Consider the following 8,174-nt stretch of genomic DNA (forward strand, 5'->3'; position numbering starts at 1 on the left):
CACCTTCTCTCTTCCGACGAGATACGGCTCGGTCGGCGGGTAAGCGCGACCCTGAATAGCGGGGTTCACTGGCACGCGCTTCATTGTACGGATGCCCCGTCGCGACCCGCAGCGCGGCAGCAGCCGCGCCCGAGCGCCGACCCGTACACAACGACGAGTAGGAGCGAATCCGATCCTTGTTCGCGCTACCTGATACAAGACGCCCCAGGGGCACACTCTCGGGCAATACTTCCGAAGCGGAACCTGGCCGGCGCCGCTAAGAGGCGTCGAATACATGATCGTTGCTCAAATAGGACGCACGTTTACGGTACCTGCGCGTGCATTTCCATCGTGCGGGTCTTACGTGCATCGCCGGCCGAAGCGGCGCCGACGAGCCGATTCTGACAACGTGTGCACGGTGGGGGACCGGCTTTCGGGCGCCCTTGGCGCTCCGGTGTTTGAGCGACCTCGTGGTTGGATGTGGTCGCGACACATCGCTGGGCGAGAGGAGTGCGGATGCCGCTCGTTGAGGAGTACGGTCAGCGGTTGGCGAGCGTGGCTCCGCAGGGGTTGTCGTTGATCACTGGGATGGTGCCAGTGAATACGAGTTGGCCGTTTCCTCGTCAGATTGATGTCTACGAGAACGGCGTCGCCTTCTCTGTCCTGGGGAACGAGGTCTTCGCCTCGAAGGTGACGCTCAAGCTTGAGCGCCGATTCTTTCGGCGCGTATGGGCTAGCTGGGGCGAGAATGCGGCCGAGCAGGCCATCATCACGAGCTGGTTCAGCATCAACCGGATCATCGCGATCCTTCGCGAAGCCGGGTACACGGTCACGTAGCCGCGGGTTGGCGGTCGCGTGCGGCGGCCGCTCAGGGTCTGAGGGCTAGCCTCTGGCCGGGCACGATGCCGGCGTAGGCGCCGGAGGTGGTGGTGAGTTCGTCCACGGTGATTCCGAGGCGGTCCGCGATGCTAGAGAGATTGTCACCGCTGGCAACGACATACATGACAGGATCCCCCGTGCTGTCGTCGATCACACTTCCCTCAGCTCCGATTTCTGGGCCATGATCGACGGCCGACGGTGGCGTAGACGCGGACGTGCCAGAGACCGCAGTCGGGGTAACTGTCGGCGCGCGCGGTTCGCTACTCGGCGAGGTGCAGCCATCCAGAGCCAGCGCAATCAGGAGAGTCGCACTCACGAGGCAGAATCGCTTCACCACGAGGCGACACTACTGCCCAACGGCCCACAAGAAGATCCGCCAGCGGGCGTTCAGCGGCGATAGTCGACACACGTGTCACCTGCCGCACCGGCCCTCAGCAATGGCGGCACCGACGCCGGCGCGGTCAAACGCCCAGTTCTTGGGCATGACGGCCCATTTTGACTCGCGCACAGAACCCATCCACGGTTCTGCTTCCAACCCCTTCTCCCGGGCGCCGGGCAGAAACTTGTCCAGCAGTTGGTGCACCCAGCCCTGTGCTGTTTCGTCGAACGGGTTCCAAGGTGGTTGTGTACGGTCCACTGATGAGAGAAGGTCTTCACCGCCGACTTCCAGCTCGACCTGAAGACCCAGGTTGTCGTTCTCGGGGATTGCAACTCTCCAATGAACGATCGGTCCACTGATCCAGTCGACGAACTCGCCGATGCTCTCTAAATGCTCCACCTTCACGGTTTCGGGTAGGAGGTTTTGGACCCGTGTCGCGACGTCGTGGTCAGGATTGACTACAACGACCGTGTCCCCTTTGAACGACGTCGCTAGCCACTGCCTCGCGACAAGGTCGCCGACGGGAAACGAGTATCCAACGACGATTAGCAGCCGGCACTCAGCGAGGCTGGCCGCGCTGGATCGCCATTGGGCTTGAAGGGCACGGTTTGCGAAATACGGACCTTTCGAGAACGTGGGAGGAACCACTAATGGTTGAAGGTCGTCGTACAGATGGGTTTCACGAGGCGGCACGCTCCGGCCAGATTGAGCTGCTGGAGACCAAGGATCCCCGTCACTCTTCAGCACGATCGGATCGCTAGGCGGTGCTTCCAACCCGCCAAAGGCCCAGTTCACGGATCCATGGAGCTTGTACAAGACAGGTATTGGCCCGCGGGGGCCGTCGGCTCCAATCGTGAGCCCCACACCTGCATTGCGCCGAGTCAACGGTGCTGCATAGAGATCCGCCCACACCGATCGTTGGAGTTGTCCAAGGGCACGTTCGAGCAATGTGTCGTAGTTGAACGTGAAGATGCTCGCCTTGTAGTCGGCGAGCGTCCAGGAAAGACGACGAAGCCACTCCGGACAAGCACTCGCGACTGCCGCGTTCTCCGCCGCGCTGATCTGCGCTTGCACGAGTTCGGTAACGCGGAGGAATGTCGCACGGTTCTCAATGTTCTGAGCAGCGGTGAGCCAGGGCTGGTCGACCGAAAGGAAGGACATCCACTGTTCGAGATCGTCACCAAAAGCTGAAAGCGTCGACGCATCTATGCCCGGAGCACCAGAGATTGCCGCTGCGAGTTCGCTCATCGTCGGCATGGCCAGCGATATGTGCCGTGAGAATCCGGCGCCCACAATCATGCCGATCGCAGAGACCGCGGTTTCTCCCATTAGCTCGATCATATGCTCGCCTCCGACGGCGGCTGGTCCACAATCTGACCAAACGACAACCGGCACGTCGATGACGTCGAGCCACCTGCGGAAGCCCGGCGAGCTAACGTCCAGGCCCGCAGGCGTGGCCCGCGCGGCTTCCGGCCATCCACCGCGAACAGATTCGTTGACGCATCGGCGCGGGTTCTGAGCAAGGCACGCAGGAGGATCCGTTTGCGCGCGGCAGTCACGGCGGGTGTCGGCAGTCCGCGGAGTAGCTGTCCGGGGGTCAGCTCCAGTCGAAGTCTGCTGAGACTGAGGCGACGACGTGATCGAACTGGTCGCGTTCGGCACGAGTGAGCGGAGAAACATTGTTGTAGGCCGAGACGAACGTTGTCCGAGTTGCCGGGGTTGTTGGCTGCCAGTTGTGATATCGGGTCCCAAGCAGCACCGCCGACTGCGCTACCTCTGCTATTCGAGTGCGGTATGACGCTTCGTCGAAGTCGAGGATCGCACTGATTTCGTTGCCGTCGTGGAGGATGTTCGCCGACCGGAAGTCGCCGTGGACCAGCTGCTGACCCTTACTTGGCGAAGCACCCGCGAACGGTTGTGGGTAGGCAGCCAACGCGCGATGCACCATCGCGAGCATCCGACCGGCCGCTACTACCTGGGCGTCGTCTTCCACGTCCAGAAGGTCTCCTCTGACAAGGGGATAGAGGCCGAGTGAGTAGCCGTCGCGGTTGACTCGCATGTTGCCATCGACGGTGGCGATCGGCACCGCTACCGGGATGCCCTGACCGTCCAGCCATGAGGTGACAGCGTCGATGTCGGCAAGTCGTCCAAAGAGTCCTGGTTCGCTGGAGCATTTGGCGATCAGGCGCTGTCCGTCGACGGTTAGCCACGCCAAGAGCTTGTTCGCACTGATCACGAGACGATCGCACGTCTCGACACGAAGCCCCCAGCGCTCTTGAAGCGTGCCGCTGAGCCAAGCCGCAGCATGACTGGCATCAGTAAACCGAAACCGCGTCTTGAGGGCAACGGTCGCCTCGGCGCCCTCCCACAGCATCTCGAGGCGGGGTTGAGGCATCACCCTCGACAGTCAATCACCCATAGCTATGTTGGCCCGGGTGGGGAACGTGGTCCATCGATCCTCACCGCCCGCGAGCGGATCCGCTAGCGGTCCTATCGTGGCTCTACCGAAGAGGTCGAGTAGGTCGTATATTCGGCATGCCGTTCCGTGCCGAAGGCACGGTGCCGGCACAGGTGATCGTCTGCGTGGAGGCCGAACGACTTGAGAAAGCTGACGCGTCGACCCGCGGCGCCGATCCTATGGCGAGAACAAGTGCGCTCTCGTAAAGCCATGCTCATCGGGGCTCTCGTCCTTGCCGTCGCGCTTACGCTAGCGGGATGGACCGTCGCGTGGGAAACGCACGTGCGACGGATCGCCTGCGCGGTCTCCACCGTTGTTGACTCGCCCAAAGACTTCAACAAGTGGGGCGAACCCACCGCCTTCGACCGGCAGGTTCGGACACGCAATTGCGGAGTTCTGAACATGAACAATGACTGGCTACGTCCACCAGTCGCGGCCATCCATTCAAGCGGTTCGTACGAACTCACGGTGATCGGATGGCGAAGCCCGTTCTTCGACACGACACCCAACATCGTCGCCGCGGCACCGTCGAGCTGACCCAACGCGCTCGGATCACCTCGCGGTGACTCGCAGCCCGAGTGGAGTCCCTTGCGATCGGTCAGGTGGTCATTCTCGCTGGGAGAGCCGAGCGCTGAGGAGTTGTTGGGCATCCGCGGGGACCAGCTCAACTGGCAGCACGTATGGCGAGCGGGACGTCCTGCGATGCAGGAACACGGCCCCATCGCGCACCGTCATGCGAGTGAATACGCTGTACGCGGTCTGGCTCCTTCTCCCCGCAGTCTCCTCAAGCATCTTCTCGGCGCCGAACCCGGTCGCCCACTCCTCACCGATGGGGAGCTGGCTCCGGACACTCCACACGGCGAACGCATAGAGGCACACGTTGGAACCCGCCACGAGGACGGCGCCGGCGAGCACGTAACCAAGAAACGTGACGGGGGTGCCCGTGTTCGCTGCAGCGCCCATCCCGGCGAACACAAAGCCCGCCTCCAGCATCACCGCCATGGCGACTCTCAACGGACGGAAGAGCACGTAACGGCCCACCGCACGTGAATATCTCACCGCCACCTCCGTAGTGATCAAGAGGCGGTGCTGGATGGGGACGCCCGCGTCTGTCATCGTGCCTCTTGCTCAGGTCAGTGGAACTGAATCGAATTGTGCCACCTCCGAAACCATGCAGCAGCGCCCGATCAAGATCCCTTACCGTGCACGTGCACTGTGCGCTTCTCCGGCGGATCAGCCTCGCCAGAATGTACATCCACTAGACCGAGATGTACAATTAGCTCATGTCAATCGTCAGCGTCGCAGATGCCCGCAGCCACCTCTCCGATGTCATCGACCGCTCACAGAGCGAAGCCGTGTTCATCGAACGTCGCGGTCAGCGCGCCGCCGTCGTCGTCAGCCCGGAGCAGTATGAGCGGATGATGGAAGCGCTCGAAGACACCGACGACATTGCCGCGTTCGACGAGGCGATGGCCGAGGAAGGCCCGAATATCCCCTGGGCTCAGGTGAAGGCCGATCTGGGCTGGTCGTGAGTTACCAGGTCGAACTGCGCCCCGCCGCAGTTCGCGCACTGAAGCGAGTCGACCATCAAGATCGCGACCGCATTCGCGGAGCGATCTCACTTCTCGGTGAGAACCCTCGGCCTCCCGGAGCCAAGGCGCTCAAGGGACGACCAGGGCTCAGAGTCCGTGTCGGGGACTATCGGATCATCTACACGATCGATGACGACGTCCTCATCGTCGCCGTCATCACACTCGGCCACCGCCGCGACGTGTACGACCGTTGACGGCCCGATTGCGGATCCCCTTGTGAAGCATCGCCCCCGCACCCGACCCGTGATCGCCGGGGCACGGTCTCAGATCGCGCGAACAGTTTTGTATCACGTGCCGCGCGAAACGCACGAGTATCGGGTGGCGCGAACAAGTATCAGGCTCGCAATTCGCACACAAACGAAGAAGGACCCCGGCTGCTGCGCCGGAGTCCTTCTGTTCTGTCAGTGCTGGATGCCTACTGGCAGCTGTCGCACTGCAGAAGATCCATCGGGTCGACGGGAACTGCGTAGCCGCCGACGCTGTCGTTTTCGTAGTCCATGGTGACCTCCCCTGAAGTATGTCCTCCCGGGTTCCTCACCCGGCCGCTCGGTTTTCCCCCCGCGGTGTTCACCACTATATAACGTGAATCACACGATTGTCATTCCACTAGATGTTGTGTTTTCACGATTCGCCCCGGTTCGGGCCCAACGCTACCCTGAGCCCCCGACAATTCGGGGCGACGCGTCGATCGAGAACTTCCGGAACGGACCCCATCTGACGGCGTGTCGGCGTGTCGGAGAGCCGCTCGCGCGTCGGTGAAGGCACACCGTCGCGCGTATCCATGACCCCCGGTTAGGGGCATGGCGAAGACTGTCGGCCGGCGCATAAGGCCGCGTACATTGTCTAGACAAGGTTCTAGATTCGGGGATGGACCGTGGAGACTGTCGAGGCGCGAACGCCTTCGCGACTGCTTCGCCTGCTGCTGTGCGGGCTGGGAGTGGCCGCCGGTCTCGTCCTGCTCGGACTCGCGTTCGGGTCACATTCCGCCTCCGCGGACGAACCGGGGACACCGCCGTCCGCCCCGTCGAGTTCCAGCTCCGGTTCTGGCCTGCTGGGCTCGGTCGGATCCCTACTCGGCGCCGTGACCGCTCCGGTCTCCGACACGGTCAGCGTGGTCACGTCCACCGTCTCGAATGCCGTGAACCCCGTGACCCAGTCGCTTCCGGCTCCGGTGCAGCAGGTCGTGCAGCCCGTGACGGATGCCGTGACCACGGTGACGCAGTCCGTCTCGGTCACGCAGATCGTCACCCCCGTCACCAGCGCAGTCGACCAGATGGTCGGTTCCGTCCCGGTCGTCGGCCCCACGCTCAGCTCGACGCTCGGATCACTCTCCGGTGCGACGGCGCCCGTGACGGGAACCGTCGACGGCGCGGTCGGCGATGTGGGCGCGGTGACCGGTACGGTCTTCGGCCCGCCCTCTCCCGGCTCCGGCGTTCCACCTGTGACTTCGGCGTCGTCTGGACCCCCATCCGGCACCGACGCGCCTGTGAGCTCCGATCTTCCTGCCGCTTCGACGGACTCCGCGACGTCATTTGCGATTGGTCTGCCGGCATCCTCATCGCAGGCGGGCGGCGTTTCTGCCTTGGGCAGCGGGACCTCTACGCCAGCTGCGCCTGGCGGCGATCCGTCGGCTCCTGGTACTCCGCCCGGCGGCTCCGCGACAGGCAACGGGGCGGCATCCGGAGGCGGTTCTGGGAGCGGTTCTGTCTTCAGTTCGGTGCCTGAGTTCGCGGTTTCGGGCCTGAGCCTCGGCCCCACTTCCGCGGCACCGGGCGACGACCGGCTTCCATCGACACCTACCTACGAGACCGACTCCACCCCTGATTGAGCGGGTCCGCTCCGCCATGCCCTTGCCCGGCATCCTGACGATGCTGCGCGGGCGACCGGCGGAAGACGGCATCCTTTCGTTCCTGTCTTGACGTGTCTGTGACGCGTCGCCGGAACGAGTCATTCACTCTTTCGGGGAGTTACATCATGAACAGAATCGTGTCGAGAGGGCTGTGGTTCACAGTCATCCTCGGCGGTCTTTCACTGGCGGGCATCGGAGCCGCGAACGCGGCAGAGCCCTCCACGAGCGGCAACGACGGAGCAGGCTCCGGCGATGTGCTCGGCGTCAACCTGAGTGCTCCGCTCTCGCTGGCGGGCAACGCCATCAGCGGCATCGGCGACGCGCTCAGCAATTCGGCCGCCACATCCGCATCCACGCCGGCGGCTGGGGCGCCCGCGTCATCGACGTCATCCACGCAGGCAGCTCCTGCTCCGGCGACCTCGGGGAACGCAGGGATCGCATCCGGAGACATCGTGAGCGGCACGGTGACCGTGCCTGTGACCGTCTCGGGCAACTCCATCAGCGGAGTCGGCCACTCCACCACCACCGATCCCGCCACGACGAGTCAAACGCCCGCATCCGCTCCAGCGTCCACCGGCTCGTCCGGTGCGGCCTCCAGCGGCAACGGGAGCGTGCTCGGCGGGGCTGTGGCACCGGTGACGGTGAACCTGCCGATCACGGTCAGCGGCAACGGAGTCAGCGTGCTGGGCAGTTCGACATCCGACAAGGCGGATACGTCGACCGGTACCGGGGGCGCCGTCGCCACTGCAACGCCGAACTCGACGACCGGCAACGACAGCCTCCTGGGCGGCTTGCTGCTGCCCGTCGGGGTGAACGCGCCGATCACGGTCTCGGGCAACGCGATCAGCGTGGCCGGGGACTCGAATACCACGAAGCCCAGCACCACGACCGGTCAGACCACGGGAGCCACCGGCTCCGGCGGCACCACATCGGGCAACGGCGGTGTGCTGAACGGCGCTCTCGGTGATGTCGGGGTGAACGCCCCGATCACAGTCGGCGGCAACGCGATCAGCGGACTGGGCGACTCCAGCACGACGA

Annotated in this window: 9 protein-coding genes and 1 pseudogene; 6 read left to right on the plus strand and 4 right to left on the minus strand. The window is 63.8% G+C overall.

Annotation, left to right across the window (positions count from 1 at the left end):
* Nucleotides 1–495: 495 nt before the first annotated feature.
* Complete coding sequence (locus tag ACTHNC_RS09915; protein ID WP_440294437.1) at nucleotides 496–816, plus strand: hypothetical protein; 321 nt, start codon at nucleotides 496–498, stop codon at nucleotides 814–816.
* Nucleotides 817–847: 31 nt separating this feature from the next.
* Here the strand turns inward: ACTHNC_RS09915 and ACTHNC_RS09920 are convergent, their stop codons facing one another.
* The 3 genes from ACTHNC_RS09920 to ACTHNC_RS09930 form a co-directional block, all read right to left on the minus strand.
* On the minus strand, nucleotides 848–1,012 hold the full coding sequence (locus tag ACTHNC_RS09920; RefSeq protein WP_440294438.1) for a LysM peptidoglycan-binding domain-containing protein: 165 nt from the start codon (nucleotides 1,010–1,012) through the stop codon (nucleotides 848–850).
* Between the two features lie 258 nt (nucleotides 1,013–1,270).
* On the minus strand, nucleotides 1,271–2,566 hold the full coding sequence (locus ACTHNC_RS09925) for an SIR2 family protein (protein WP_440294439.1): 1,296 nt from the start codon (nucleotides 2,564–2,566) through the stop codon (nucleotides 1,271–1,273).
* Nucleotides 2,567–2,834: 268 nt separating this feature from the next.
* On the minus strand, nucleotides 2,835–3,632 hold the full coding sequence (locus tag ACTHNC_RS09930) for a phosphotransferase enzyme family protein (protein ID WP_440294440.1): 798 nt from the start codon (nucleotides 3,630–3,632) through the stop codon (nucleotides 2,835–2,837).
* Between the two features lie 465 nt (nucleotides 3,633–4,097).
* On the opposite strand from ACTHNC_RS09930, the gene ACTHNC_RS09935 reads away from it, so the two are divergent.
* Nucleotides 4,098–4,232 carry a hypothetical protein gene (locus ACTHNC_RS09935; protein WP_440294441.1) on the plus strand — a complete coding sequence of 45 codons (135 nt, stop codon included), beginning with the start codon at nucleotides 4,098–4,100 and terminating at the stop codon, nucleotides 4,230–4,232.
* A 69-nt stretch (nucleotides 4,233–4,301) separates the two neighbouring features.
* Here ACTHNC_RS09935 and ACTHNC_RS09940 read toward each other — a convergent pair whose 3' ends face one another.
* The gene (locus ACTHNC_RS09940) at nucleotides 4,302–4,754 is read right to left on the minus strand and encodes a hypothetical protein (protein WP_440294442.1); all 453 of its coding nucleotides are present in this window, start codon (nucleotides 4,752–4,754) and stop codon (nucleotides 4,302–4,304) included.
* 224 nt (nucleotides 4,755–4,978) lie between these two features.
* Between ACTHNC_RS09940 and ACTHNC_RS09945 the strand changes: the two genes are divergently transcribed.
* From ACTHNC_RS09945 to ACTHNC_RS09960, 4 genes and pseudogenes are all read left to right on the plus strand, one after another.
* Complete coding sequence (locus tag ACTHNC_RS09945; RefSeq protein WP_440294443.1) at nucleotides 4,979–5,227, plus strand: type II toxin-antitoxin system Phd/YefM family antitoxin; 249 nt, start codon at nucleotides 4,979–4,981, stop codon at nucleotides 5,225–5,227.
* Nucleotides 5,224–5,481, plus strand: coding sequence for a type II toxin-antitoxin system RelE family toxin (locus ACTHNC_RS09950; protein WP_440294444.1), 258 nt, complete (start codon nucleotides 5,224–5,226; stop codon nucleotides 5,479–5,481). Before ACTHNC_RS09945 ends, ACTHNC_RS09950 begins: the two co-directional genes overlap by 4 nt.
* Nucleotides 5,482–6,161: 680 nt before the next feature.
* Entirely contained in the window at nucleotides 6,162–7,115 is a 954-nt protein-coding gene (locus ACTHNC_RS09955; protein WP_440294445.1) for a hypothetical protein, read from the plus strand.
* A gap of 146 nt (nucleotides 7,116–7,261) precedes the next feature.
* A pseudogene (locus ACTHNC_RS09960) lies at nucleotides 7,262–8,174 on the plus strand (chaplin family protein); the annotation flags it as partial.

Origin of the sequence: Humibacter sp. (assembly GCF_051954055.1) — a bacterium.
GTDB lineage: Bacteria > Actinomycetota > Actinomycetes > Actinomycetales > Microbacteriaceae > Humibacter.

Coding starts and splice junctions, on each gene's coding strand:
- ACTHNC_RS09915 (WP_440294437.1), top strand. CDS start 496: ATGCCGCTCGTTGAGGAGTACGGTCAGCGGTTGGCGAGCGTGGCTCCG.
- ACTHNC_RS09925 (WP_440294439.1), bottom strand. CDS start 2,566: ATGGGAGAAACCGCGGTCTCTGCGATCGGCATGATTGTGGGCGCCGGA.
- ACTHNC_RS09930 (WP_440294440.1), bottom strand. CDS start 3,632: ATGCCTCAACCCCGCCTCGAGATGCTGTGGGAGGGCGCCGAGGCGACC.
- ACTHNC_RS09935 (WP_440294441.1), top strand. CDS start 4,098: ATGAACAATGACTGGCTACGTCCACCAGTCGCGGCCATCCATTCAAGC.
- ACTHNC_RS09945 (WP_440294443.1), top strand. CDS start 4,979: ATGTCAATCGTCAGCGTCGCAGATGCCCGCAGCCACCTCTCCGATGTC.